This is a genomic window from Paenibacillus oleatilyticus, from assembly GCF_018998565.1.
GTDB classification, from domain to species: Bacteria; Bacillota; Bacilli; order Paenibacillales; family NBRC-103111; genus Paenibacillus_G; species Paenibacillus_G oleatilyticus.
In genome coordinates this window covers 1-416 of the sequence record NZ_JAHNZO010000102.1, presented here as the reverse complement: position 1 = coordinate 416, position 416 = coordinate 1, and the positions used below count along the sequence as shown (strand labels likewise).

Genomic DNA, 416 nt, shown 5'->3' with positions numbered 1-416 from the left:
ATGCCAAGGCGGGCGAGTTTATCGAAGAGGGTTACCGTACTGCGCGCCGTCACCGCGGGGCGTACATCACCATTACCCAGAACATCAAGGACTTTGACTCGGACACCGCCAGCTCGGCCGCGAAAGCCGCTTGGGGCAACTCCTCCTACAAGATCATCCTGATGCAGGACGCCTCCGAGTTCAAAACCTATCTGCAGAAAAACCCGGACAACTTCACCCAGCTACAGCAGGACATGATCGGGAAGTTCGAATCGGCCAAAGACCAGTGGTTCAGCTCCTTCATGCTGAGGGTCTCCGGCAAGGTCAGCTGGCACCGCCTGTTTGTCGATCCGCTGAGCCGCGCCATGTACTCCTCCCAGGGCCAGGACTTCGAGTTCATGCAGGCCCGGCGCGAACAAGGGGTATCGGTGCATGAC

The 416-nt window shown here is 58.9% G+C and carries 1 protein-coding gene; it reads left to right on the top strand.

Features of this window, described 5'->3' with window-relative positions; genetic code table 11:
- Positions 1-416 (top strand): hypothetical protein (locus tag KQX66_RS36490; RefSeq protein ID WP_253957677.1); only part of this gene is annotated, 416 nt, incomplete at both ends.